Origin of the sequence: Bacillus sp. FJAT-22090 (assembly GCF_007676755.1) — a bacterium.
Lineage (GTDB): Bacteria > Bacillota > Bacilli > Bacillales_A > Planococcaceae > Psychrobacillus.
In genome coordinates this window covers 82,522-107,481 of record NZ_VEBK01000014.1, presented here as the reverse complement: position 1 = coordinate 107,481, position 24,960 = coordinate 82,522, and the positions used below count along the sequence as shown (strand labels likewise).

Genomic DNA, 24,960 nt, shown 5'->3' with positions numbered 1-24,960 from the left:
CGGCCAAAAATCTATTTATTTAACACTTGACTTATTTAACATTAAACGCTGTGTAAGACACAACTTCGATACTATTCAGAGTTGTTTTTCACACAGGGACATTTCGAAAGGGACTAAGAATGCGCGTCGTTCCACTTCACTAGTTGCTCTTTTATCCTTTCTGTTGAGAGTCCGTGCGCCTCTAATAACTCGGCATCTGTTCCACATCCGGAAAATGTATCCCCAACCCCTATTCTATAGACGATTTTGGGTAAGTGTTCGGATAAAATTTCTGTTACGATGCTTCCAAGACCTCCGCGTATATAATGTTCCTCTACTGAGACTACAAAACGTACGTCTTTCGCACTTCTTAACAATAATTCTTTGTCGAATGGTTTTACAGTAGGAAAATGTAGGTGAGCAATAGATAGTTCTTTCATTTCTTCAATGGCTTTAGAAACTCGATAAGTCATACTTCCAGTGCTTACAACTAAAACGTCAGTCCCCTCTTGTAGCGTTTTACCTTTTCCAATCTCAAATTGTAAATCTGGCAAAAAGTTAGGAATCGTTTCATCCCGTGTTAATCTTACATACATCGGTCCGTTGGTTTGGTACATAGCATTCATTGCTGCTACTGTTTCGTTTGCGTCGCCGGGTGCTAGTACGATCATATTAGGAATTGTAGTCATTATCGCTAGATCATCCAATGCATGATGGGTTTTACCTGTATTACTCGTCAGCACTCCACTATAGCTCCCCACTAGCTTCACATCGAGGTTCGTTTGAGCAACACTGACGACAATTTGGTCGAGTGCTCTTTTAGTAAGAAAAGTGGCAAAACTGCAAATCCATGGCTGAAATCCCACTGTAGCCAAGCCTGCAGCAACCCCTACCATATTCTGTTCAGCGATCCCCATCTGTAAAAAAGAGTCTTTTGTCGCTTTTTCTACGGAATCTAGTCGAGTTGAATTTCCAAGATCACCATCTAAAGATAATACCTTTTTGTCTTCGTTAGCTAATTTGGCCAAGTGCTTGCCAAACTCATCTCTCACACTTATAGACATCCCGGTTTACCTCCTAGTTCATTTAAAGCTAATTCGTACTCTTCCTCATTCGGTGCTTTTGAATGCCAATGATAATTATTTTCCATGAAACTGACACCTTTTCCTTTGATGGTATTGGCAATAATTGCTTTAGGCATCCCATTTAAATTGGCTTTTGCTTTTGCTAATGCAGCCACTATTTCTGTCATAGAATGTCCGTTTATTTCCCATGTTTCAAACCCAAAGCTTTCGAATTTTCCTTTGGCATTCATTTCTGGTGGATTGCGGACCAATTCATTTTTCCAGCCATACTGTTGAAGACCGTTTAGATCTAATATGACAATAAGATTGTCTAATTTATACTTTTCAGCTATGTTTGCAGCCTCCCAAATTTGACCTTCTTGGGACTCCCCATCACCAATTAAACAATATACTTGAAAATCTGTTTTCAATCTTTTAGCCCCAATCGCCATCCCAACTGCCGCCGATAATCCTTGACCTAATGACCCGGTCGACATATCTAAACTATCTAATCCAGTCATATCAGGATGAGCCTGTAATCGAGATTGGTATTGGTCAAATGTTTTAAGTTCCTCTTCTGGAATGTATCCTCTAAGTGCAAATGTCGCGTATAGCCCTAATGCTGTATGACCTTTTGACAATACAAAACGATCTCGATCTTCCCACCTTGGGTTTAGTGGATCAATAGATAACTGATTAAAATAGAGAGCGACTAATATATCTGCACAGGACAAGGAACCGCCTACATGACCCTGCTTATTATAATGAGCTGTATATAAAATTCGTTTTCTAACCTCTCTCGCAATAGTTTCTAATTCGCAGATCATTGAAGCTGAATTATTCATTCATAGTCACCTTCCATTGTTTGTTCTTATGTAATCAAAAAAATGGGTAGCCTTCTCTAGTTAAGAAGACTACCTATTAACCTTTAGCTAAATAGACTTGCGATAAATCCAATAATAATCCCAATGACACCAAAATCAGCGTCGCCAAATGTAGTATTTGCAAAGCCTAAGTCACCCAAGACCGGTAATAAGAAAGCTGGTAAAAAGCTAATCAAAACACCATTGATGAATCCACCAGCAGCTGCCCCAATCCGTCCACCCGTTGCATTACCAAAAACTCCAGCACCTGCACCAGTAAAAAAGTGAGGTACTAATCCTGGAATAATAAGAGGTAAAGACAATACACCTAAGATTCCCATACTAATAAGTCCCCCAGCGAAGCTAAAAAGGAAACCAATCATCACAGCAGTTGGTGCATACGGGAACACGATTGGTACATCAAGTGCAGGCTTTGCCCCTGGAACCAACTTATCAGCAATTCCTTTGAAAGCAGGTACAATTTCGTTTAAAATCATACGCACTCCAAGTAAGATGATGCTTAGACCAGCAGCGAACGTGATACCTTGCATAATGCTGAACATGATGTAGTTTTGATCACCAGAAAAATTAGAAACTACATCACTTCCTGCAAGAATAGCTAAGATGACAAAAATAGCTACCATTGTAAGAGCAGTAGAGACTAATGAATCCTTTAGAAATGACCACTTCTCGGAAATTTTAATTTCTTCTGTCGATTTTTCTTTATTTCCAAACCATTTACCGATTAATCCAGCTGCAATATAACCAAACGTACCGAAATGTCCAATTGCAATATCATTACTTCCAGTTACTTGTTTCATAAATGGTTGCCCAAGAGCTGGCATTAAGACCATGAAGAAACCTAATAGCAAAGAACCAACGACAACCAACATAACGCCGCTCAAGCCAGCTGTCCCTAAAACTGCAGATAATAGGGCAGCCATGAAGAAAGTATGATGACCTGTCAAAAAGATATATTTCCATGGGGTAAAACGTGCAAATAAAATATTAGCAATAAAACCAAATCCCATAATAAGTGCGGTTTCCGTTCCAAACATTTGTTGAGCTAAAGCGACAATTGCCTCGTTATTTGGAATGACACCTTGAATATGGAAGGCGTCTTCAATAATTCCACCTAACGAATCTAAAGAACCTACAATTACCCCTGCTCCTGCTCCTAAAATCAGAAATCCGATAATACTTTTGAGTGTTCCTGACATAACTTTTGTAGAAGCGGCACGCTGGGCTACCAGACCGATCAACACTATCAAACCAACTAAAACAGCGGGAATACTCAATATTTCATTCATTAAAAACTCAAAGAAAACCATACTCCCATCCTCTCTATGAATCTATAAAACGGACTCCAAGGCTTTTCTTACTTCATTTGCATCTGCAATATTTTTAATACTCACAACCTGTACCTTCCCACCCCCAAGCTGTTTTGCAAATTCCTCATTCGTAAAAATTATGTCTGCTTGAGTACTCGCGGCAGTTGTAAAATCAGCTGTTTCCACATCGGCTTTGATGCCTTTTTCTTTTAGTATTTTTTCGATAGTCATTTTCAACATCATGCTAGATCCAAATCCCATACCGCATACGGTTAAAATTTTCATGTCTTAATCTCCTCTACCTCTATTAAATAACTTCACAATCTCTTCTTCTTTTTTTGCATTTTTTAGTAGCTCAATCGTCTCTTCTTCCGATATCACCTCCGCAATTCTTTTTAATAGGCCAATATGGGATTCTTTATCTCTAGCGGCTAAGCCGATTAATACCTTCATCTCTTTTCCAAGTTCAAAAGCTACTTCATTTTTTAAGAGGACAACGCAAATACCTTCCTTAATAACTCCATCTTCGGGACGCGCATGGGGCAATGCCACACCAGGTGCTATTAAAATATAAGGTCCAAACTCTTTTATCGTATTTATCATTGCATCGATATAAGACCTCTCTACTTTTCCTGTTTCTAAAAGCACTTCCCCACATGTCCTTATTGCTTCTTCCCAATCTGAAGCTACGACATTTAGTCGTATTGCACTTTCTTCTATAATATTGTTCATTCGTTACTTCTCCTTTTATAGAGCTTTTTAATAAGTAATTTTTATGAAATACACCTGCTATATTAATATTCGCATAAAGCTTTTTTTATGCCGTCCATCAAAAATCTACGTCTCTATTGAGGACAATTTACAAAATAGTATAGATTTGTCTTCTATACAGGGATTCGTTTGACTTCTTCCTCTTCGCTTCCATTGAATAGAACTAGGTTTTGCGGTAAAGTAAGTAACGACGGGAATTCTTTCTTCAGGTTAATTCACAGCGACTTAGCCTTAGCGGAAATGGATTCTTTTTTTCACTATTTTACGAAATAATAACTCATTAAATTAAGGTAAATATTATATATATAAAGGTTTTAGGAGGAAAACATGAATACGACGGAACCATACTATATTACAGAGTCTAAAAGAATGTGTGCTGAGGCCGGGATGGATCCAAACGAGGTATCAAGACCAAAGACCTTTTTAACCGAAGAAGAGTTTGAACAGAAACGAAAATCATATAGCGAAATACTATCAGTAGTGAGTTTCTTTTCAAATAAGCTACTAAATTCTTTAAAAGGTACGCCGATATTGGTTGTTGTTTCGGATGCGGCAGGCTATCTTCTGGAAATTGAAGGAGACGAAACGATCAAGTCTACCATCGAACAATTCGGCATTATGCCTGGCAGCCTATTTATCCAAGAGGATACCGGCACAAATGTTATTAGTCTGTCATTACAACAAAAGCATCCGATCAGTCTTATTGGGAAACAGCATTTTCATACGTTTCTTCACGACATCGCTTGTTACGGAACCGCATTTCACTATACAGATGACAATAACTTACTTGGTAGTGTGTGCATCATGATGCCTATCCAGTTTCAGAATGAACTATTTTTAACAATGTTAGCCCAAGTAGTGGACTCCATTGAAAGAGAATTATTATTAAGAAAGCAAAACAGAAAACTTGATATTATGAATCAAATCATGTTAAGCAGAACAAGAAATGGGATTGTTATTACAGATGAAAAAGGAATCACTACCGAGTTTAATAGTTTTGCTGAAAAAATTTCAAATAACACTAGAGAGTCGGTTATTGGAAGAAATATTAAGGAATCACATTTAACAGGGGACTATTTTAAAGAAGTATTAGATCATGGGAAAATATTTGAAAATGAGGAATTGAAATTTAAAGATATTGCAGGCAACCTTATAGTCTGCCTATTCGATGCGCAACCAATTTTTGAAGATGATAGAATGATAGGGGCCTTTGGTCAGTTTAGAGATATTTCAGATCGTTACTTGTTACAGGAGAAATATAATTACTTAGCCTATCATGATGATTTGACGCATCTATCCAACAGACGACATATTCAAAAGGAAATAAAAGCTATTATTGAAGAGAAGAACAAAGGCTATCATCGGACGTTAGCCCTTTTATTCATAGATTTGGATCGTTTTAAAATTATTAATGATAACTTTAGTCATTCTTACGGAGATAAATTTTTAATCGAGGTAAGCAAGCGGTTGCATGGTTGTCTTGGGGAGAAGGATATACTTGCGAGATTTGGTGGCGATGAATTTATTTTCTTACTGAAAGATTTTGATGATGTGGATTATGTTACAAAAAAAGCTAAAAAGATTCTCCAGCTGTTCCAACAACCTTTTCATGTCGGCGAGAAGGAGTTGCATACGACAGCAAGTATCGGAGTAGCCATCTATCCTGACTACTCAATTACAATGGAACAGCTTATGGTCTATGCAGATAATGCGATGTATCAAGCAAAATCACAAGGGAAAAATCGCTATGTCATTCATACTTCTGAATTACTCGATGTCATGATGGACGAGTACATGTTAGAGGTCGATTTAAGAAGGGCCTTGGAGCAACAGGAGTTTGTTCTCCATTATCAGCCTCAAATAAATAATATTAGTGGTGAACTGGTTGGGTTTGAAGCGTTAATCCGCTGGCAGCATCCTAAGTTAGGTCTTATACCTCCAGAAAAGTTTATAAAACTGGCTGAAGAAAATGGATTGATTACCCAAATTGGGGAATGGGTCTTCAATGAGGCCTGTTCACAAAACAAAAAATGGCAAGATGCTGGGATGACGCCAGTAAAAATGTCTATTAATCTATCCACTCAGCAATTTCTTACAAAAGATTTACTAGCATTTATAGAAGGAGTATTAAAATGTACAGCTATTGATCCATCCTATATCGTCGTAGAAATCACTGAATATATGGCGATGGAATATGAGTACTCCATCCAAGTACTGGAACATCTGAAAGCACTCGGAATTGGCGTTAGTATTGATGATTTTGGTACAGGCTATAGCTCTCTTAATTATCTTAAAGACTTTCCTATTGATTATATTAAAATCGATAAATCTTTTATAAATGAATTAATGAATAATGAGAAAGGAGCCGTAATTGTAAAAGCAATCATCTCACTAGCACATAACCTGCATAAGGAAGTAATCGCTGAAGGGGTGGAAACAAAGGAGCAGCTTGATTTTCTGAAAAATCATCAGTGTGATATCTCTCAAGGTTATCTCTTTAGCAAACCACTTCCTGCAGATGAAATAGAGAAGATTTATATTAAATAGGCCCATGGGTAAGACACTATTCTGAATTGTTTCTTACACAGGGACACAATAGGAGAAATGACAGCATGAAGACGACTTCATCCGTATTAGTATCGAATTTTAAACATTGGGGAATTCAGCATGTTTTTGGTATTCCGGGAAAGGCGGTATCCCCTATATTATTCGAGATACTGCACCATGAAATGGAATTTGTATTAAGTAAACACGAAGCAGCAGCGGGATTTGAAGCAACTGGCTACGCATTGATGAATCAGAAAATCGGGGTTGCAGTCGGTACGTCTGGACCTGGTGGCACCAACCTACTTACAGCTGCTGGCCAAGCGAAAGCTTCCAATCTACCACTGTTAATCATTACAGGTCATTCTTCCATGAAGGACACTGGAAAAGCAATGGGACAAGACTCCAGCCTATTTGGTACTGATCTTGTAGATATGTTTCGATCTGTTACCAAGTTTAGCGCGCGAGTGGAACGAGGAGATATGTTAAAGCCGTTCTTGCAGCATGCACTAGAAAAAGCGTTGTCAGGTGTAAAAGGACCAGTGCATTTGGCCATACCATTTGATATTTTGTTAGAGGAAATCGAACCTTTTACACTGGACTTACCAGTGTCATATGACATGATTTCACCGTTAATGAGTGAAGTGACCGACAAACTAAACGCGGCGAAACGACCACTTCTATTTTTGGGTAAAGGTGTGCACTCAAGTAAAGCCTACGAAGAAGTGCGACATGTTGCAGAGCATTGGAACATCCCTGTCATCACCACTCCAGGAGGAAAAGGAGTATTTCCTTCCAATCATACACTTTCTTTGGGAGCATTCGGATTGGGGGGTACGGAAGAAGCGACAGCATACTTACAAGAAAAAGTTGACCTACTCCTTGTCATCGGTTCCAGCTTAAGCGATATGTCCACCGCTGGTTTTGCGGAAGCAATGTATCCGGACCATGTCATCCACTTCGATTATGATCCGACCTTTATCGGTAAATCGATTCAAGTACCCACGACACCGGTACTAGGAGATATAAAAGCAAACTTGACTGCTATGTTAAAAGATATGCCGAAAACGGATAGCGAAGCGTTTTTAACACCGAACGAATGGATTCAACTAGAAGATAACCGTCCAGGAGAGCGAATTTCAGCCGTCCAAGCATTGCGGGCAATGCGTTATGCGCTACCAGATGAGGCCATTATTTTCGGAGATGATGGAAGTCATTCTTTTTATGGTATCAAACACTTTGATATTTATAAGCCGGGTACTTTCTTCTTTGATGATATTTTTGGTGCGATGGGCAATGGAATTGGTTATTCCATCGGTGCCAAACTAGCTGCTCCGGAAGAAACAATCGTATGCTTAGTTGGGGATGGGTGTATGTTCATGCATGGAACCGAGCTTTCCACGGCATACAATTATAACTCTGCTGTCCTATTCATCGTTTTAAATAATGGACGATTAGATATGGTAGAAAAAGGAATGCAAAAAATGATCGGTACATCTATCGGCGGTGTTTATGAGACTCCACTCGATGTGACTCGTTTCGCTGAATCGATGGGTCTAGAAGCATATACCTGTTACAATCCTTTTGATTTAACCGATAGGATAAAGGAAGCATTACATACGATCAAAGAAACAAACAAACCGATCGTAATCGAAGTATTAGTCGATGAAAACGAAATACCACCAACAATGGGGAGGCAGTAATATGGAAAATGACAAGCGTTATGAGGCAGGTATTCATGCAATGGAAGATTTATTTTCTCAAGAAGTACGTCTAGGAATGGAAAATATCAAAAAGATTTCCCCTGAATTTTGGGAAATGATTGTTTCTTTTGGATTTGGAGATTTATACGGGAGAAACACCTTGACTCATGCACATCGAGAAATTATCACACTAACAACACTTATAACGCAAGGAGCCTTCGATCAGCTTAAAGTTCACTTACAGGCTGCTTTAAACGTTGGATTAACTAAAGAGGATATTATCGAAATTATCATTCACTGTGCGGGATATACTGGGTTTCCAAAAGCTGTACAAGCAATGGGAATTGCTGGAGAGATTTTCGAAGCAAATAAATGAAAAAATGTCCCTGTGTAGGAAACAATTCTGAATTGTTTCCTACACAGGGACTCTATCGTTACTTCCCAATAAATTGTTGAGTCCAATAGTAGCCACTATCCGATAATCCTACTCCAATATGTGTATAGGAAGGGTTCATAATATTTGCTTTATGTCCAGGTGATTTCATCCATGCATCCATTACTTCTGCAGCACTACGTTGTCCCATCGCAATATTTTCTCCTGCTGACTTATACGTAATGCCCAATGATTTCATTTGATCAAATGGAGAGCCGTATGTTGGACTCGTATGAGAAAAATAGTTTTTATTTTTCATATCTTGTGATTTTGCTTGAGCTGATTGTGTAAGCTTTGTATCTATTTGCAATGCTTTTAGTCCGGCTTTTGCGCGTTCGCTATTTACTAATTCAACCACCTGTTGAATAGTAGAAGAAACTTGTACATTTTCTTTAGTTGTTTCTTCCGATGACTGTTCTGATGTTACTGACTTCTCAGGGACTGTTGCTTTTTCAGATACTTCATTTTCTAAAGCATTAGAGCTGTTTTTCTGAGAGTTGTTAAAATTATATTTATATTGATATGGAGATTTCCATGTATGTGTCTCATATGATTTTGCTTGGGAAGTGGTATTTGAATCCCCTGTTGTCATGGCCGCGTGTGCAGAGTGTGTGGAAAATAACAAACTTCCTGCAAGTACCCCAACTAGTAATGAATAATTTTTATTCATTTTCTTCTCCTCCTTCTTGTGCTCCATTAGTATAAACATAGAATGCAAGAATTCTTACTACAAAATATACCAACGAATCCATGTGAATAATAAAATCCTTTAAAAACAGCAGTAGCTCGTAAAAAATATGGATATTATATCCTCTATGTTTAGGTATTTCATTTAGAATGCTATTGACAGTTTTGTATATGTCCTGAAAATCTATTAATTGTAGATAACGGCCCACTTAGCTTTCAGGAGGGGGTGGCTTAAAAGCAGAGGAGTTTCATTCGAGAGTGAGGAAGTTCCACTCGAGAGTGGCGAAATCCACTCAAAAGCGATGAATTTCACTCGGGAGTCGCGAGTTTCACTCAAAAGCCGGGGAGTTTCACTCGAGAATGGCCAGTTCCACCCAAAGAGCATAGAGTTCCACTCGAGAGTCACTAGTTCCACCCAAAAGCGATGAGTTTCACTCGTGAGTCTCCAGTTTCACCCAAAGAGCATGAAGTTTCACTCGGGAATGGCCAGTTCCACCCAAAGAGCATGGAGTTCCACTCGAGAGTCGCGAGTTCCACCCAAAGAGCATGGAGTTTCACTCGTGAGTGAGGAAATTCCACCAAAGACTTTTCCAAATCAAAAAGGAATTCGACATGACTCGCCGAACTCCCTTTTAATAATTAATAGTAAATTGTAAAATTATTTCTTAGACATCGACCGGTTTAATCAGCTAATATCTTCTTCCTTACATACTTCAAATGATTATACATTTGAGTGAACGATTCAAGAGGATCTCTTTTTTTCAATGTCTCATATATGGCTAAATGATGTTCAACTGTAATAGAAGGCTCTCTGTGCTTCGGGGTCTTCTTGTGTAAATACTTCTTACAAAGAGACACTAATCCTACAATAACCCATCACGAACCATCTGCAGAATATCACTGTCGGCACTTAATATATCATCTTTAGCACGGGTAGAAATCTGTTCAGCCGCTGCTTGTGCTTTTTTTACCTCTTCTTTTTCATCTATCGTTAAAATGACTCGGTTTTCCATCACAATGTTTCCATCAATGATAACCGTTTCGACTTCATCACCACGTGCTGAGTACACGAGGTTTGGAACAATATTACGAATAGGTGTTGTTAACACTGGGAAAAATGTAGGTGCGGACAAGTCTAGTAATATAACATCTGCTTTTTTTCCTACTTTTAACGTACCAACTTGGTCGTCAATCCCCATCACTTTAGCTGCTTCGATTGTTGCCATGCGTAATGCCTGCGTTGCATTAAATACTCGTGGATCTTTATATTTCACTTTGTTTAAAATGGCTGCCATTTTCATTTCATTTATCATATTATTACAGTTATTCCCTGGAGCTTGGTCAGACCCAAGACAAGCTGTTCCGCCTGCATCCAAAAACTTCTGAACAGGTGGCACCATACCATCAATAATACCTATACTGCCTGCACAATATATTAATTTCGCTCCGCTTTTTGCAACAACTTCTGTTTCTTCGTCCGTTGCCTCTGTTAAATGCACGGCAATAAGTCGCTCATTTAATAGTCCTTGTTCTTCTAAAAATGCAATCGTTCGTTTACCGTACCGTTTTTCGATTTGAAGTACTTCACGGTCGCCTTGCGCAACATGCATATGCAATTTTGTATCTAATCTTTCGGCATGTGTTTGAATTTCTTTTAACAGCTCCAAACTCATCATATCCGGACCATGTGGACCAAGGATAACTGTAATACGTCCATTTTCAGTATTATGATGTTCCTCATATAGATCTAGATTTCGTTGAAGCTTTGCCTGGCCAATAGAAGGATCAAACGGGTATAGCTCTCCTACTGGCAAATCTCCAATATTATCTGGTATCTCGTTTATCAATTCTGCAAGTCTTGCCCGCGCACCAATCCTTTTATAATTGTGTACAAGTAAATCCATACGCCCATCGTAATCACAAAAAGTAGTTGTTCCAGCCTTCAAACCTTCTATAATATTAACCATTGACCCAGCTACACTTTCTTCTGGACGTAAATGTTTCTGGAATGGCCAAAGACCTTTTTGCATCCAGTTTGACATATCTTGCGCCACCCCACGGAAAATACTAATTCCCGTATGAATATGTGCATCTATCAAACCTGGCATGATCAATTTGTTGGTAGCATCAATCACACGATCTGCTTTATAATTAGCCAAAATTTCTGTTGTTTCTCCAACTGCTTCTATTAAATTGCCTTTTATCGCTATTGCCCCATCCTCAATAAAACCAACACCTTTTCCTTCCATTGTCAGAAGATGCCCATTATGAATAATTATATCAACCTTTAACATACATTATCATTCCCTTTCCACCTATATTAAGAGACAACTTGCTTTTTCAAAAGTAGACTTGCATCTCTTCCTTTAACTCTACGGTTCAATAAATATAACGCTATTAATAGTACGATTGCGGTTACAATTAATCCAATTAATACATTTTGCGTAAGTCCCGAGGAAAGAAATCCAATTGCGGAAGATATCGCAATCACTAAGGCATATGGCAATTGTGTTCGAACATGCTCAATATGATCAGCAGCAGCACCTGTAGAGGACATAATGGTCGTATCGGAAATCGGTGAACAATGATCCCCAAACAAGCCGCCACTAATTACAGCTCCAATTGCTAACGCTAAATTGATATCCATAGAAGCAGCCATCGGAACAGCTATTGGAATCATAATTGCAAAAACACCCCAAGAACTTCCCGTCGCAAATGCAATCAATGCACCGATGACAAAAATAACTAATGGAACAAGGAATGCTGGTAAGTAACTCCCAACAAATTCTGTAATATATGAGCCTAATCCCATAGTAGAAGCGATGGAGCCAATAGACCATGCCATGACCAAAATAAGAGGTACAATCATTAACTTTAAAATACCATTTGTTAATTCATCAAAGAGATAAATTAAGGATGTTTTATATTTCAATTTTGCATAGGTAATCCCGCCAACAGCACCTGCTATAAATCCACAAATAATTGACAACACAATATTAGAATTTAAAAAAGCACCTCTAAATCCGTTCTCCCCAATATTCCCTGTCCAAAAAATAACAGTAAAAATGGTTCCCATTAATAAGCCCATTGGAATCAAGAAACTAAATATATCCGCTTTTGTATTGGATACCATCATCTCTTCTTCTACAGACTCATCTATCATCAGCTTATCATCTTTACCATACAACTCCCCAGTTTCCACTGCTCGCATTTCAGCTTTATACATTGGTCCAATATCTAAATTCAAATTCACTACAAGAAGCACACCAATCATTGCAAATAGACCGTATAAATTATATGGAATCATTTGAATGAACAAGGACCACGGATTATCGCTTAAACCAAGCACGGCAAGTTGCGTAGCAATAAGCCCAGTAATAAAGGGTCCATAACTACTTATTGGTGACATAGCAGCTAGAGGACTTCCCATCGAATCTAAAATATAGGCTAATTTGACACGGGATACTTTTACCTTATCCGCGATTGGACGAGTGACAGTACCTAAGATTAATACTGGCTCTGTATATGAAAATAGGAAAGAACTACCCCATATAAAGTTTTGTGCTTTCTTGCGCGTATTCACTTTTTTGGTAGCTACTTCCGCAAATGCACGCGCCCCACCTGTAACACGAAGAATATTAACAAATCCCCCTGCCAGCGTAACAAGTAATAGCAGTCCCGCATTCCACGGATCAGCTATTGATGGAATTACAACATCCGTAATTGAATACGTAAAACCCACGAAAGGATTCCAACTGCTAATAATTGTAGAACCCAACCAAACCCCAATAAATAAAGATAAAATTGTCTGTCTAGTAACGATAGCTATGACAATTGCAAGAACCGGTGGTAATAATGATAATATCCCATACTCCATTTTCTCGTCCCCTTTATAAAATTATTAATTGGTAACACTATGAATCAGCTTTTGGATATGACTTTTCGTAAGTATAATTGCTCTCTCCACATCACGTGCTTTGACAGCCTCTAAAATAAGTTCGTGTTCGACCAGATGATGTGCATCCCTTAACTTAGTTGCAATATCAGGAAACTTCTCTTCAAGTCTTAATTCTTCATGTATCAAAAGTTTTAGCACAGAGTTGAGAAAGCGGTTACAAGATAAGGTACATAACACTTGATGAAAATTAATTGGAAGTAATTCAGAATCCTCTCCAATACTCACACAATGTTTATGCTGCTTAACCGAATCCTCTAAACTACCTATTTCTTTATCAGAAGCGTTTTCAATAACTGATTTAATGACCTCTGACTCGATGATCACTCGTACATTCAGTAAGTCAATTATGTCTTGTGCATTCTCAGGATCAGTGGCTTTTTTCATTTCTGCCTCTATCTTTAGTCTTTCTACATCACTTTGCATTCCTTCAAATTGTCGTTGTCCTTTTACTGTAAGTATTCTTCCTTGTGAGGACACTAACTCGGTCCACCCCAGTCCATCAAGTTCTTTTAACAACCTACCAACAGATGCCAAACTAATCACATCACCCAAATTCTTCATTTTTTCTTTCATTATCCACGATCCGAGTGGCTTTTCTGAATCAGAAAGACACTGTAAAGCTATAAAGTAATGAAAATCTGATTCACTAGAAAAAAGCTCTTTACTCATCCCCATTTTTAACACCTCCTCCTCATTGATGAGTAGCTATTTGAATTATAATTTAACTTTCTAGTAAAAACAATCTATATTTTCAGAATTAATAATTTTTATTTTCGAGGAAAAAGAATTATATTAATTCCATTCCTATTTTCCCTTCCATATGGACGTTTTTTATGTGCTCATTTAAATAACCGATATATCACGAATAAATCTGTTGGTACGTGTAATACTATATAGGCCAAACAAAGCGAATAATTTATTGCTTTAGTGTAATTTTAAATTATAGTGGGTAAATAAATAGTAGAAAAAAATAACGTTCCAAAATAGGAGGAATTTTGAATGGATGAAAAAATGGGTAGCATTGAAGTGGGAGAGATCCTAACAGTATTAGATGAAGATGATCGTGAACAAGAAATCGAAGTGATCGGTCTGTTAACTCTTGATGAAAAAGAGTATGCAGCCGTTGCATTTGCAGAAGATACGAAAGAAGAAACAGACGAAGACATGGACGTATTCTTTTTCCAAGTCGTAGATGGAGAAGACTTAGCGGAAATTGAAACGGATGAAGAATTTGAAAAAGTATCAGCAGCATTTCTGGAAGCTAGTGAAGGAGTTGGAGATGAAGAATAGGGTAGGTTACTGAATCTGTTATTGGAACGCAATTTTATTAAACATTGAGGGATTTAACACTTGCTAAATCCTTATCTACACTAACAAGAACGTCCATCTGTTCGTGAAATGGACGTTCTTTCGAGTTTATCTATTCCATGTAAACGGCATTTAATTTCCAAGTTATAGAAAAGAATTTATTCCAATTACAGTCTTTTACCCCAACATAATCTGCTAATTGTTATTCTAGCTCTTTTACTTTGTTATCACCAATAAAGTTGGTTTCAGTCCCATTTTTTGTATTGCAGATTCAATTTCGTGTTTGTATGTTTGATATTATGTTTTTAAATCCCTTAATTCTTTAATAATCCATCCCTTAACCTGTTTTCTTGCATTCATTCCATTTCAACTTTTCTTTGATAACCTGTCCACATTCGAGGATATAACCTTTTGTAAGTACCCCTACCATTAAAGTATAATCATTCAATTCTATTATTGCTGTAGGGTGTAGAACTAAAGAATAATCTACAGTTGAGTGAGCAGTACAACAGAACGATTTTTTATTTAGGATTTAGTTCTTTTATTTAATCCTTATTAAACTCTATCCTTATCCAGTAAATTTATTAGCTGCTCGGATAACTCTCCGATAAGATCATCCGTTTTAATAAAATCATCCTCATTGCCTCGTCGATAGCCATATTCTAAAATACGCTTGAATTCTTCTTGTAATTCTTCCGTCGTCATGTAACATTACCCTCCTTTACTAAATGTGGTATTAATCAATAAATAATAATCTTTTATTATGCACAGTCATTAAATATAATGTTGAAATTAGTCGTAATCTTTTATTTGATGATAAAGGAACTGTGCTGAATAAAGACTATAAAGAGTGATGCGAGTCTATTAAGCTTCCATTCCCTTTTCTTGACTATGTAAACTAGGTATATTTTAATAGTAAATTGTAGTCTATTGTCAGAATAATGCAGAGTTGTTTCTATCACAGAGACGTGTCACTACTTAAGAGATCGATTCTATGTAAAAACAAAATAACACTCACCTCCGCATCAGGTGAGTGTTATTTACTGTATTTAAATTGAATTGTAGTAGATTATCAGAATTGCCCTTACAGCGACGCGTTTTTTAGTTAGGCAACGCTCGTTGGGACAGGTTAAGAAGGTCTACTAGATGTAAGTGGAATCTTCTCATAGTCTTCCGGATTCAATTTTTCAACAGATCCATCTGCGACTCCTTTGATAATTGCTTCGAGCCCACGTTCAACAGATTTAACAAGTTGTCCTTTTTCCTTCTGTCCCATCATTTGTGTCTGTCCTCTCACCTCAAAAAGCACAGTCCCGCTTCCATTTAGTGCATAGCTTCCAAGTGCTGTCCCTGGAAGATCAAGTCCTTGGGAGTAAAGCGAAATATTCGTAAACTTTGAGTTTCCATATGATTGAAGTTCCTTATAAGCTGCAACATTCAATTGTCTTGAAAAATCATAGTTATAGTTATCAGCGAATTGGGCATATTTCGCTCCTTTAGGAGTGTTTGGATCTGGAACAAACTGTGCAGATAGTGACAAGGTTACTTCATCCGAGGTGCCATCCACATAGTACATACCTTGATGATGTAGATCCACGAAGACATCTACATTTCCATATTCAGCTTTCAATGCTTTATATACGTCACGGGAAGTTTGTGATTCAGGTGTGATAAACCACCCTGGCTTATCAGATGCTCCTGGGAAATCTTGTGCTGTTGGAACATAGTTGAGATTTGGATTAAAATCTCTATTAACATCGAAACCTGGGTTTTTACCGTAGTCATAGCTTTGACTAATCCCACGGTCTAAATAGTTCCACGAAGGTTTAGCGCTTGCCAGTTGTGGGAAGTTTTTCACCACTTCATCCCATGTCATACTATTTCGGCGTTTATCCCCTTCCGATGCATCTGGATTCATCATCGGCATAAATACAAGCGTAACTTCTTCTCTTATTTTCTTCGCTTCTTTTGAATTTGTGGAAAGGTTTTTTAATAGATTTAAAATGGCAACCGTACCAGTTTTTTCGTTTCCATGAATTTCACTTTGAATAAGAATAACCTTGTCTCCTGTCCCAACTTTTGCCGTATAAATATCCAAACCTTTATGTGATTGCCCAACGACTTCTACTTCCACAACCCCATTACTTGATTTTTCAATCTGTTTAAGGCTTTTTTGCAACTCACTGTGACTGATAAAACCAGAGATTGAGTACTCATGATGCGTTTCCCGATTTACAGTATCCGCTGCAAATACAGGAAGAGCCAAGCTTGTACATAATCCTAAAATACCTATTGTACTAACTATTTTTTTCTTCAATACGTCTCCACTCCTTCTTATTCTTAGATTCGTTAACAGAATAGCATGGTAAAATTAAATAGTAAATATATTATGAATATTTGAATAATTAGTAATGTAATACGACCATTTAGCCCTTAATAAATCTATCTTTAGTGACACGAAGGAATAATTATTTCGCCTTCCTAAGTAAGCGATTTTATAGGACAAATACACTACAACAGAAATTCTTAATAATATAGGTAATTATAGTAATTAAATCGACAAAAAAGAAAAAAGCGCAATCCTAAAAGGACTACGCTTTCTTCTTTCCTTAAACAAGGAATACACTCGGAAAATTTGTTAATGTTGCTTAGTTAAACCGTTCCTGACAATTACTTCATTCATCTCGTCAGTGCAGTTATGTCCTCTGTTATGAAACCATCGGACATTAAGGTGCACTTCCACAAAAAACTTTCTTTTACTTCCAGATAAAACAAGCTGGATCGAAACCTAAATATAACGGTTTCTGACGAGAGTACCTTTCGTCAGTAAAGCAAATTTTCCGCCAAGGCTGTGCAAATCATCCATCGGTGTCTCTTGTAAACTCATGGTTTACCAGTCCCTTCCTACGGTAGTTCCGCCTTGTACTATTTATATACCTCGCTTAAAAATGATTAAACCTCTTTTATTAAATTTATATTAGATATTTTCAAAGTAGACACATTTCCATGTCCACTTTTCTCCCCCTCCCATCTATATAAAAGGTAAAAGGGGAATTCTAATGACTCACTACTTACAAAACTACGCTCGTTTCAATTCAATAGAAGAAATGGATGCTGCTGCTGCAAAACATTGCGCATTCCATCGATACGAACTAAACAAAACAGACCATCTTGTACTCGATGTGATCCGCAGGTATTCAGTGAAATATGGAGCTGCCCATTTAAAACACGCAACGATGGAAACAGCGATCGGCAAGTCAAATGCGACTGTACGTCGAGCGATCCGAAAGCTTGAACAGCTTGGCATTATTCAACGCATTCACTATGTACGCCCTGTTATGAGCGGGCTAGGTGCGAACATTTATATTATTTTACCCTTCGTTGATCAGGGGAGTTTGAACAGTCGAGAGGATGCCGACAACCCGCATGGTGACGAGGAAAATGAGCCAATTTCTGAGAAAGAACCGTTATTCTTAAAATCTTCTTTTAAAGATCTTACTAACACGTCTCCTATGGAATCGAAAAAGTTATCCACAAGTCTATTTAACAGAATGAAGGAATTACTTTCGAATACAATTGGGGAAACAAAAAAAGCACGCAATTTCTTCGGCATTCACCGTTCTTTATCAGGTGATATGTTGCGTTTTGATATTTACAAAAATGATGGAAAAGTTTTTGATGACTTGGCCTATAGTGCACTGAAAATTGCGGTGATGGCAACAAAGCGAAAAAATATACGTAACTTGCCTGGTTATTACAAAGGCGTACTTAGCAAATTGATTGATGAGACATATTTTAAGGATATGTTTATGTATTTTGATGTTCCAGTAAAAAACTTTTATTTACCGGAGAATTAGTTCCCTGTGTAAGAAACATTCACGATAGTTCAAACAATCGTGAATGTTCCAATTTTCATGTTTGTTTCTCACACAGGGACACATTTTAAGTCTGGCAATATAGTTCGCAAAAATGAGTAGGATTTAACATTTCTCCAGTTATTCTGCGAATCTTTTCATTCCAGTTGTAAAGGGCACCTGGCTTAAAGAATTGATTTACAAGCATTTCTCCAGTTTCTTTTGTAAAAATTTCAGGCGATATTGAGTTTTCTATATAACGAATTAATTGGGCAGCCATTAGTTCGCCAAGTAAGTAATTTTGGTAATAAACAGGTGCTAATGTAAAGTGAATCTTTGCAGCCCAGTCAGGTTGGTCAACACGATCAGGTGGGGTTACTAATTGAACCTCACTCACTATGTTCCACCATAAAGAATTTAAATCTTGATCGGGATTCTCATATAATTCTTTTTCAAAGAAGACGAAGGTCGTAATCCATCTTACAGCAATTAACATCGATAACTTTTGCAATTTTGCTAGTTCAGGTGTAAGCCCTTGAAGCATTTTTTCGTCCATTTTTAGAAATTGTGCTAACCATCTTGGATCTTTCCCCATTTTACCAAACAACATGGCAATCGCTTCTGTTGTTAGGATATGACTGTTAGTTCGCAAGATAAAAGGAAGCTCAGAATCAACGTATTTAAAATATGCAGCATGACCAAATTCATGTAAATTTGTATCCATCCAATAGGAATCTTCCTCCAGACTACATAGTACCCTGGCATCTCCTTCGCGGTCCATGTCTATACAGAAAGCAGTTGGGTTTTTGTTTTCACGAGGAAACAAATCACTTTTTTTGTACAAGTCTGAAACTTCGATTCCCATTGCTTGGAAAGTATCTGTTGTAATCTGTAAGATATCTTTCCCTTTATAGAAGGAATCCAAATTAGTTGTATCTGAAGTCGGTGCTTCTTGAAAGAATGGATCCACATAATGCCAAGGGCGAATATCAGAAGGCTGAATCCCAAATTTAATCGCTAATCTTTCATCTAACTCTTTTTTCATCGAACGATATGCATTATCGGTTTGATTTATTAAATCCTTAAATATAGAGAAGACTTCTTGTTGATCCAGTTCTTGGAGTGCAAAGCTCATTTGGTAATGATTATCGTATCCTAGTAATCTAGCAGCATCATTTCGCTTTCTTATAAGTTCAAGAAGATCCTTTTCGACAACCTTTCCTACCTCTTTACTTGCAAACCAGACCTTTTTACGAAGTTCCTGATCAGTACTGTTAAGTAAGACATCTCTAATCTCGTTAGCAGAATACTTTTTTCCATCTACTTCCGGTGTAAAGGTATTAAACAACAGATTTAAGTCAGATGAACGTTTAGATAAGTCGGCAAGTACTTCCTCTGGTAATAGTCTTTCTTTCATCCCATTTAGGAAAAGAAGTAGTTGGCGTTTCTCCATCTCCGTTAGATTTTCACTTTCTAAATAACGATTGGTTTCTTCATAGATATCTTGTCGAGAAAATAATAAGTTCAATTTAGTTTCCGCTTCACTTAGCTTATTTGCCCATTCTGGGTCACCGGTAGTTTGCGCCATCCAGTACGCTTCCGTTACATCACTCATTAATAATTGCATTTGATCATTAAACTCTTGTAAAAAGGCTTGTACGCTCTTTGCCATCATGATCCTTCCCTTCATCATTTTCAATTTCCATCCCAATCTGGTGAAAGTGAACGCTAGTTGTTTTAGAAATTAGCTATTGGAACATATGTCTAACGTGAACCAATAGCTTGGTTAAGTAAATGATAAATTTAAGTGTATTCAATTATATAGCAACATGTCATCCTTCCTCTAATTGTTTATGTTTCCTAATCATATGCAAAATCAATTGTAATTAGGAATTGCAGATTCTAAGTGGACATTATTTTGTGCTTATCTTTTTCAAATGAATTGTAGCCAGTTGTCAGAATAGTATAGAATTGTTTCTTACACAGGGACACGTTTTATTCCCACCGAAGGGGATGTTATTTTTTTTCTTTTCCGCTCTCTAAAGTTCCAATAACTGCTCTTGAAAGAATCTCAATGCCAGTAAGTAAACTAGCTTGATTAAACTTCATATTGGGGTGATGGAGACCCGGGGTTAAACCACATCCCAATCCTAACATTGTTGCTTTGACGGACGGTCGCCTTAGCGTATAGTAATGAAAATCTTCTCCACCTGGAGTTATAATTGGTGGAAATAAGTATTCTTCCCCTACTGTATCAGAAATAGCTTGACCCATTATTTTAACCGCGTTCTCGTCAACTTGTGCTGCGGCTATTTCAGAGATAATATCATAAGTAATTTCTACGTTTGAGAAATCAGAGACATAATTAATAGTTCTGTCCACTTGTTCAACCAAAGTGCTCATCAGTTCATTTGTTTGAGCCCGTAAGTCAATACTGAAAACTCCGTTACCTGGAATAATATTTGCAGATTGTCCTCCTGATTGAAACATCGTTACTTTAGCAGAGTGTGGAATCATTGGATCAAGGTGAATAGAGTGGATTGCTTGTACAAGTAGAGACATGACTTCTATGGCATTTTGACCTTGATTTGGTCTTGCACCATGGGCATCATTTCCTCGTATAGAACCCTTTAATGTTTTTGCGGAACCATGCATAATTGCTGGTGATGCATACCCATCATTAATTTCTTGAATTGGTCGGAGATGAACACCATATAAATAGTCAATATCATCTACAAGACCTCTTTCTATAAAGGATAGTGCTCCTTTACCTACCTCTTCTGCTGGTTGAAAAAGAACTTTAAGTCTTCCGTTTCGTGGTATCCCTAATTTTTTCAAGACTAGCAAAGTACCGATAGCCATTGTCATGTGTCCATCGTGTCCACATGAGTGATTAGCTTGATATTCACCATCTAATTCCTGCCAAAGTGCATCCATATCAGTACGAAGACCTATGCATGGTTGGCCAGATCCATATGTTACGACGAGACCTGTTGTATCCTCAAAAGTCTGGACTTCAAAACCTTCATACTCTAATAGCTTTTTTATATATTGGGTAGTTTTTACTTCATTCCAACTAATTTCGGGATGAGTATGTAAATGGTGAAACACTTCTTCCATAATGGGTTTTACTTCTTCAATAATCGATTTTATTTCCTCTAGTACTGCTTCCATTGGAATTTCTCTCCTATTCAATGTAAGAAAACCATCTCAACTTATCAAATGCTGAAATGGCCTCTATTACTAGTCATTTTTATTCGCTTGCTGTTTTATGAAAATACCTTTTGGGGAGTGATCTCTTTGATAGATGTTGTGTATTTTTCCATTAAGTCTTTATTAGGTTCATAACCTATTCCAGGTGAACTCGGAAGTGGAATTGTCCCATTTTGTACCGTAACTTCCGGCGTTATAATATCTTCATGCCAATACCTTGATGAAGCTGCAGTATCACCTGGGAGAGAAAAATTAGGTAAACTAGAAATTGCAATGTTATGAGCTCTTCCAATTCCGGATTCCAACATTCCACCGCACCAAACAGGTATACCTTTACTCGCACAATAATCATGGATTTTTTTGGCTTCTGTTAAACCTCCGACCCTGCCAATTTTTATATTAATAATCTTACAACTTCCTAGCTCAATAGCTTTCTTGGCATCCTCTAATGAATGAATACTTTCATCTAAACATATAGGCGATTTTATTTTAGGTTGTAATTTTGCGTGATCAATAATGTCATCATGAGCAAGAGGTTGTTCAATCATCATTAGATTAAGATTATCCATCTCTTTAAATAGGCCAATATCTTCTAACGTATAAGCAGAATTAGCATCTGCCATCATCTCAATAGTAGGGAAGCGTTTTCTGATTCCCTCTAAGATAGTCAGATCATTGCCAGGTTTAATTTTTAATTTAATGCGCTTATAACCTTCATTTACATAGCCTTCAACGACTTTTATTAAATCTTCTAACGATTCTTGAATACCAATACTAATGCCTACTTCTATCTGGCTCTTTGTACCTCCAAGCGCTTGATGAAGTGGAATATTATTTTCTTTTGCATACAAGTCCCAATAAGCACCTTCTATTGCAGCTTTAGCCATGTTGTTTCTACGGAAAGGTTTAAACAGATCATTTAACTCATCAGGATGTTTAATATCCTTTTTGTTTAACAATGCGGGAATTAATATTTCTTCTAACATAAGCTCTACTGTACCAACAGTTTCTTCACTGTATAAAGGTTTAGCAGATGCTACACATTCACCGTATCCAATGTGGTTATCACTATGAAGCTCAACTATCAGGAAGTCTCTATCCGTTTGAATACTAAAACTTGTTTGAAAAGGCGACTTTAACTCTAAATTCATTTTTCTCAATACAATTTTGTTAATCTCCAACAAAAACACTCCTTCTATTTTTAATTATATAAATGACATGCCACTTGGTGGTCGGGTGACTGGTTTTTAGTTAATGGATTTTCTATTTTACATATATCCATTACATATGGACAGCGAGTATGAAATACACATCCCGAAGGAGGATTAATGGGAGAAGGTACATCTCCTTTTAGAATAATTCGCTCTCGCTTCTTTTTTGTATCTGGAAGAGGAATCGACGATAGTAATGCTTGGGTGTACGGATGGAGAGGATTTGCAAACAATTCATCCGTAGTTGCCTTTTCAACGATATGTCCCAAATACATAACACCGATTTCGTCTGCAATATGACGTACAACACTTAAATCATGAGAGATAAATAAATATGCCAACTCGAATTCATCTTGGATTTCTTGAAGTAAATTAATAACTTGAGATTGAATGGATACATCTAGGGCCGAGACAGGCTCATCCAAAACGACTATATTTGGATTTAAAGCCAAGGCTCGAGCTAATCCAATCCGCTGTCTCTGCCCCCCAGAAAATTCATGGGGATAACGGAAGTATTGATCTTCCCTAATACCTGTTTTTTCTAACAGGTTCATTGCTCTTTCCATTCGATCATGTTTCGTACCTATATTATGGATATTCATTGGTTCTTCGATTATTTCACCAATACGCTTTTTAGGATTTAATGAAGAATGAGGATCTTGAAATACCATTTGTATTTCACGTCTCATTTTGTTAAACTCATTTTCCTTCAACTTAAATATATCTCTTCCCTTGTAAATTGCTGAGCCCCCAGTCGGTTCTGTTAACCTCAACAAGGTCCTACCAGATGTGCTTTTACCACAACCAGATTCACCAACTAAACCTAAAGTTTTCTTTTTATATAGATTGAAGTTTATATCCTCAATTGCTTTTACATGACCTGTAGTTCGACCAAATGGTGAATGAATTGGGAAGTATTTTTTAAGACCGGTTACTTGGATAAGAGGTGCATTTTCTTCACTCTCATTAGCTTCCTTTTCCAATTGCCTCATATTGCACTCCCTCCTCATTTTCTATTTTTTTATAATGCCAGCACCTTACACTTTGTCCTTTACGGACCGGTTCAAAAATAGGAGCATCGTTCATACACTTTACATCTGCATATTCGCAACGTGGGGCAAAGCGGCAACCTGTAGGTACATTACTTAGTGACGGAACAGTTCCTGGTATCAAATGCAATTTTTGAGTTCTGTCTCCGTCAATCTTTGGAATTGACTTTATCAAACCTTTTGTATATGGATGTAGTGGCTTGTTAAATAAAGTATCGACATCCGCCTCTTCTATTATTTGTCCCAAATACATGACCACTACTCTTGTGCATACTTCTGCGACAACCCCGAGGTCATGTGTAATCATAATTACGCTCATATCAGATTCTTTTTTTAACTCATTTATTAGATCTAATATTTGAGCTTGAATGGTTACATCTAATGCAGTTGTAGGTTCATCAGCTATTAATAGACTAGGTCTGCAGGAAAGTGCCATTGCAATCATGACTCTTTGTCGCATTCCACCTGAGAGTTCATGAGGATATTCATGAACTCTTTTTTCAGGGGATGGAATTCCAGTTAACCTAAGCATTTCAATAGACTTCTCCATTGCTTCTTTAGAATTTAGATTTTGGTGAATCATAATAGCTTCCGAAATTTGGTTGCCAATTGTATAAACCGGGTTGAGGGAAGTCATTGCGTCTTGGAAAATCATTGATATTTCATTCCCACGGATATCTCTCATTTTATGTTCAGGAAGTGTTAATAAGTTTTGCCCCTTAAAATTTACTTCTCCTTCATATCTTGTTGAACTTTCATTTAGTAAACGCATAATAGATTCAGAAGTAACACTTTTTCCGCACCCTGATTCTCCGACTACCCCAAGTGTTTCTCCTGTAGCAACGCTAAAAGAAATACCATCAACTGCAGTAAGGGGGCCGTTTTCTGTCGAAAAAATAGTTTTTAGTTCATTGATTTCCAATATTAACTGATCATTCATCCAATAGCCCTCCTTTCTTTCATTCTAATTAACTTAGATTAGTAGATTGTAA

The 24,960-nt window shown here is 37.3% G+C and carries 21 protein-coding genes; 5 read left to right on the top strand and 16 right to left on the bottom strand.

Going from position 1 to position 24,960, the window contains the following annotated elements:
- Window positions 1-113: 113 nt before the first annotated feature.
- The 5 genes from FS486_RS16235 to FS486_RS16215 form a co-directional block, all read right to left on the bottom strand.
- The gene (locus tag FS486_RS16235; protein ID WP_144512845.1) at window positions 114-1,043 is read right to left on the bottom strand and encodes a transketolase family protein; all 930 of its coding nucleotides are present in this window, start codon (window positions 1,041-1,043) and stop codon (window positions 114-116) included.
- Entirely contained in the window at window positions 1,034-1,888 is an 855-nt protein-coding gene (locus tag FS486_RS16230) for a transketolase (RefSeq protein ID WP_144512843.1), read from the bottom strand. The genes FS486_RS16235 and FS486_RS16230 overlap by 10 nt, the downstream gene beginning before the upstream one ends.
- 83 nt (window positions 1,889-1,971) lie before the next feature.
- The gene (locus tag FS486_RS16225) at window positions 1,972-3,237 is read right to left on the bottom strand and encodes a PTS ascorbate transporter subunit IIC (RefSeq protein WP_144512841.1); all 1,266 of its coding nucleotides are present in this window, start codon (window positions 3,235-3,237) and stop codon (window positions 1,972-1,974) included.
- A 21-nt stretch (window positions 3,238-3,258) separates the two neighbouring features.
- Window positions 3,259-3,522, bottom strand: coding sequence for a PTS sugar transporter subunit IIB (locus tag FS486_RS16220; RefSeq protein ID WP_144512840.1), 264 nt, complete (start codon window positions 3,520-3,522; stop codon window positions 3,259-3,261).
- 3 nt (window positions 3,523-3,525) lie between these two features.
- The gene (locus tag FS486_RS16215; RefSeq protein ID WP_144512838.1) at window positions 3,526-3,969 is read right to left on the bottom strand and encodes a PTS mannitol transporter subunit IIA; all 444 of its coding nucleotides are present in this window, start codon (window positions 3,967-3,969) and stop codon (window positions 3,526-3,528) included.
- A 366-nt stretch (window positions 3,970-4,335) separates the two neighbouring features.
- Between FS486_RS16215 and FS486_RS16210 the strand changes: the two genes are divergently transcribed.
- From FS486_RS16210 to FS486_RS16200, 3 genes are all read left to right on the top strand, one after another.
- Window positions 4,336-6,555 carry an EAL domain-containing protein gene (locus FS486_RS16210; RefSeq protein WP_144512836.1) on the top strand — a complete coding sequence of 740 codons (2,220 nt, stop codon included), beginning with the start codon at window positions 4,336-4,338 and terminating at the stop codon, window positions 6,553-6,555.
- 65 nt (window positions 6,556-6,620) lie between these two features.
- Window positions 6,621-8,255 (top strand): thiamine pyrophosphate-binding protein, encoded by a 1,635-nt coding sequence (locus tag FS486_RS16205; RefSeq protein WP_144512834.1) that lies wholly within the window; start codon window positions 6,621-6,623, stop codon window positions 8,253-8,255.
- 1 nt (window position 8,256) lies between these two features.
- Window positions 8,257-8,631 carry a carboxymuconolactone decarboxylase family protein gene (locus FS486_RS16200; protein WP_144512832.1) on the top strand — a complete coding sequence of 125 codons (375 nt, stop codon included), beginning with the start codon at window positions 8,257-8,259 and terminating at the stop codon, window positions 8,629-8,631.
- Window positions 8,632-8,689: 58 nt separating this feature from the next.
- Here FS486_RS16200 and FS486_RS16195 read toward each other — a convergent pair whose 3' ends face one another.
- The 4 genes from FS486_RS16195 to FS486_RS16180 form a co-directional block, all read right to left on the bottom strand.
- Entirely contained in the window at window positions 8,690-9,358 is a 669-nt protein-coding gene (locus FS486_RS16195; RefSeq protein WP_144512830.1) for a CAP domain-containing protein, read from the bottom strand.
- A gap of 880 nt (window positions 9,359-10,238) precedes the next feature.
- Window positions 10,239-11,669, bottom strand: coding sequence for an amidohydrolase family protein (locus FS486_RS16190; protein ID WP_144512828.1), 1,431 nt, complete (start codon window positions 11,667-11,669; stop codon window positions 10,239-10,241).
- A gap of 26 nt (window positions 11,670-11,695) precedes the next feature.
- On the bottom strand, window positions 11,696-13,252 hold the full coding sequence (locus tag FS486_RS16185) for a Na+/H+ antiporter NhaC family protein (protein ID WP_144512827.1): 1,557 nt from the start codon (window positions 13,250-13,252) through the stop codon (window positions 11,696-11,698).
- A gap of 24 nt (window positions 13,253-13,276) precedes the next feature.
- The gene (locus FS486_RS16180; protein WP_144512825.1) at window positions 13,277-14,008 is read right to left on the bottom strand and encodes an FCD domain-containing protein; all 732 of its coding nucleotides are present in this window, start codon (window positions 14,006-14,008) and stop codon (window positions 13,277-13,279) included.
- Between the two features lie 336 nt (window positions 14,009-14,344).
- On the opposite strand from FS486_RS16180, the gene FS486_RS16175 reads away from it, so the two are divergent.
- Window positions 14,345-14,623 (top strand): DUF1292 domain-containing protein, encoded by a 279-nt coding sequence (locus FS486_RS16175; RefSeq protein WP_144512865.1) that lies wholly within the window; start codon window positions 14,345-14,347, stop codon window positions 14,621-14,623.
- A gap of 573 nt (window positions 14,624-15,196) precedes the next feature.
- Here the strand turns inward: FS486_RS16175 and FS486_RS20225 are convergent.
- Window positions 15,197-15,346, bottom strand: coding sequence for a YwzD family small protein (locus FS486_RS20225; protein ID WP_186321487.1), 150 nt, complete (start codon window positions 15,344-15,346; stop codon window positions 15,197-15,199).
- Between the two features lie 424 nt (window positions 15,347-15,770).
- Window positions 15,771-16,958 (bottom strand): M14 family zinc carboxypeptidase, encoded by a 1,188-nt coding sequence (locus FS486_RS16170; RefSeq protein WP_144512823.1) that lies wholly within the window; start codon window positions 16,956-16,958, stop codon window positions 15,771-15,773.
- Between the two features lie 742 nt (window positions 16,959-17,700).
- On the opposite strand from FS486_RS16170, the gene FS486_RS16165 reads away from it, so the two are divergent.
- Window positions 17,701-18,498: a helix-turn-helix domain-containing protein gene (locus FS486_RS16165; RefSeq protein WP_144512822.1), complete on the top strand. Its 798-nt coding sequence runs from the start codon at window positions 17,701-17,703 to the stop codon at window positions 18,496-18,498.
- Between the two features lie 85 nt (window positions 18,499-18,583).
- Here FS486_RS16165 and FS486_RS16160 read toward each other — a convergent pair whose 3' ends face one another.
- The 5 genes from FS486_RS16160 to FS486_RS16140 all read right to left on the bottom strand — a co-directional run bounded on the left by FS486_RS16160 (window position 18,584) and on the right by FS486_RS16140 (window position 24,908).
- Entirely contained in the window at window positions 18,584-20,167 is a 1,584-nt protein-coding gene (locus FS486_RS16160) for a M2 family metallopeptidase (protein ID WP_144512863.1), read from the bottom strand.
- Window positions 20,168-20,511: 344 nt separating this feature from the next.
- Entirely contained in the window at window positions 20,512-21,648 is a 1,137-nt protein-coding gene (locus FS486_RS16155; protein ID WP_144512861.1) for a M20 peptidase aminoacylase family protein, read from the bottom strand.
- A 116-nt stretch (window positions 21,649-21,764) separates the two neighbouring features.
- A complete protein-coding gene (menC, locus tag FS486_RS16150; protein ID WP_144512820.1) occupies window positions 21,765-22,889 on the bottom strand; it encodes an o-succinylbenzoate synthase in 1,125 nt (374 codons plus the stop codon).
- 20 nt (window positions 22,890-22,909) lie between these two features.
- Complete coding sequence (locus FS486_RS16145) at window positions 22,910-23,911, bottom strand: ABC transporter ATP-binding protein (RefSeq protein WP_144512819.1); 1,002 nt, start codon at window positions 23,909-23,911, stop codon at window positions 22,910-22,912.
- A complete protein-coding gene (locus FS486_RS16140; RefSeq protein WP_144512818.1) occupies window positions 23,886-24,908 on the bottom strand; it encodes an ABC transporter ATP-binding protein in 1,023 nt (340 codons plus the stop codon). The genes FS486_RS16145 and FS486_RS16140 overlap by 26 nt, the downstream gene beginning before the upstream one ends.
- Between the last annotated feature and the right edge of the window lie 52 nt (window positions 24,909-24,960).

Coding starts and splice junctions, on each gene's coding strand:
- FS486_RS16220 (WP_144512840.1), bottom strand. CDS start 3,522: ATGAAAATTTTAACCGTATGCGGTATGGGATTTGGATCTAGCATGATG.
- FS486_RS20225 (WP_186321487.1), bottom strand. CDS start 15,346: ATGACGACGGAAGAATTACAAGAAGAATTCAAGCGTATTTTAGAATAT.
- FS486_RS16190 (WP_144512828.1), bottom strand. CDS start 11,669: ATGTTAAAGGTTGATATAATTATTCATAATGGGCATCTTCTGACAATG.
- FS486_RS16200 (WP_144512832.1), top strand. CDS start 8,257: ATGGAAAATGACAAGCGTTATGAGGCAGGTATTCATGCAATGGAAGAT.
- FS486_RS16235 (WP_144512845.1), bottom strand. CDS start 1,043: ATGTCTATAAGTGTGAGAGATGAGTTTGGCAAGCACTTGGCCAAATTA.
- FS486_RS16185 (WP_144512827.1), bottom strand. CDS start 13,252: ATGGAGTATGGGATATTATCATTATTACCACCGGTTCTTGCAATTGTC.
- FS486_RS16210 (WP_144512836.1), top strand. CDS start 4,336: ATGAATACGACGGAACCATACTATATTACAGAGTCTAAAAGAATGTGT.
- FS486_RS16175 (WP_144512865.1), top strand. CDS start 14,345: ATGGGTAGCATTGAAGTGGGAGAGATCCTAACAGTATTAGATGAAGAT.
- FS486_RS16145 (WP_144512819.1), bottom strand. CDS start 23,911: ATGAGGCAATTGGAAAAGGAAGCTAATGAGAGTGAAGAAAATGCACCT.
- FS486_RS16160 (WP_144512863.1), bottom strand. CDS start 20,167: ATGGCAAAGAGCGTACAAGCCTTTTTACAAGAGTTTAATGATCAAATG.
- FS486_RS16230 (WP_144512843.1), bottom strand. CDS start 1,888: ATGAATAATTCAGCTTCAATGATCTGCGAATTAGAAACTATTGCGAGA.
- FS486_RS16180 (WP_144512825.1), bottom strand. CDS start 14,008: ATGGGGATGAGTAAAGAGCTTTTTTCTAGTGAATCAGATTTTCATTAC.
- FS486_RS16215 (WP_144512838.1), bottom strand. CDS start 3,969: ATGAACAATATTATAGAAGAAAGTGCAATACGACTAAATGTCGTAGCT.
- FS486_RS16225 (WP_144512841.1), bottom strand. CDS start 3,237: ATGGTTTTCTTTGAGTTTTTAATGAATGAAATATTGAGTATTCCCGCT.
- FS486_RS16165 (WP_144512822.1), top strand. CDS start 17,701: ATGACTCACTACTTACAAAACTACGCTCGTTTCAATTCAATAGAAGAA.
- FS486_RS16195 (WP_144512830.1), bottom strand. CDS start 9,358: ATGAATAAAAATTATTCATTACTAGTTGGGGTACTTGCAGGAAGTTTG.
- FS486_RS16205 (WP_144512834.1), top strand. CDS start 6,621: ATGAAGACGACTTCATCCGTATTAGTATCGAATTTTAAACATTGGGGA.
- FS486_RS16140 (WP_144512818.1), bottom strand. CDS start 24,908: ATGAATGATCAGTTAATATTGGAAATCAATGAACTAAAAACTATTTTT.